The sequence below is a fragment of the Desulfurellaceae bacterium genome, assembly GCA_021296095.1.
In the GTDB taxonomy this organism is placed as follows: Bacteria; Desulfobacterota; Binatia; order Bin18; family Bin18; genus JAAXHF01.
Map to the genome: position 1 here is coordinate 1 of JAGWBB010000082.1, position 1,063 is coordinate 1,063.

Here is a 1,063-nt window from a genome sequence, read left to right on the forward strand (position 1 = left end):
GCGGGCCATCAGCCTCTCCTTGTCCTTGACCTTACCCCCATTCTACCTTATCAGACAGGTTTTTGAGACCGCTTCTAGAGATAGGATCATCTCGGCCGTATGGACCGGAGGAATGCATCAAACCAAACGCATGGCCCATCTCGTGGGCCACAATACCGTGATAGTTGTCTTCAGCATGGCTTGGATGTATCCACGTGACACCCCAGAATCGCGGCTGTCCATCCAGCGTCAGCCGACGGCTGCCCCCCCTAGACCAAGCTCTATCAGCATCACTATGATTAAAGACCAAGTTGATCCCATCAAAGTCGGGGAAGAACACAGTCGCATCCGCGACGGCCGTGCAGTCTTCTACTGCTCTATCGAGCCTAAAATCTTCAATGCCGCGCTCATTTATGGAGAGGTAATACGAACGGGGCTGGGGCAGGTTGTGCCAACCTACCACCCTGCTCCCAGCCAGGTCGGAGATGTTTCCGTCTGAGACTTCGTTCCAATAATGGCCCAGGCCGGGATAGGCCATCCCCATGAGCTTCTCATAGTGACTGACTGGATGCGGAGTGATATGCGTGGCATCGGCAAAGCGGCATAAAATCGTCACCCACGCCTGGGAGCCCGTCACCGCAGTCCGGAGAGGTGATGCGAGCGGGGCGGGCTCATCTGGAGACGCTCCCGGCAGGGCCGACGACGGGGCCGCAGCCAGCTCGATGGAGCTGACGCGGAACGGCGCTGGACCGTCAGGCTCGCTCTGCTCCCACTCTCCCACCACCGTCACTCGTTGTCGGTTTAAGGCTACCGGACCGCCGAGTGGCCGTATGAGTTTGACATCAATCAGCAGTTCATACCGCTCACCCGAGTCCTCGGTTAGAAAGTAGGTCGTCTCGGATGTCAGGCCGGCCTCGGACGGATAATCGGCAACGATAAAGGTGAACCAGCCGGTGAGGGGCTGCGGCTGGGCTGTAGCCGGTGGAGCAGAAGCCACCCACGCCCCGAGCAGGAACAGGACGACATAGCTCTTTACGCTTCCAAACAGTGCGCTTCTCATCTTTTCCCTTTTGCAAAGCACTAG

Annotated in this window: 1 protein-coding gene; it reads right to left on the reverse strand. The window is 57.9% G+C overall.

Annotated features, from left to right (window positions below; all coding sequences use genetic code 11):
- Window positions 1-31: 31 nt before the first annotated feature.
- Window positions 32-1,063: hypothetical protein (locus tag J4F42_17510; GenBank protein ID MCE2487316.1), on the reverse strand; the 1,032-nt coding region annotated here is incomplete at its 5' end.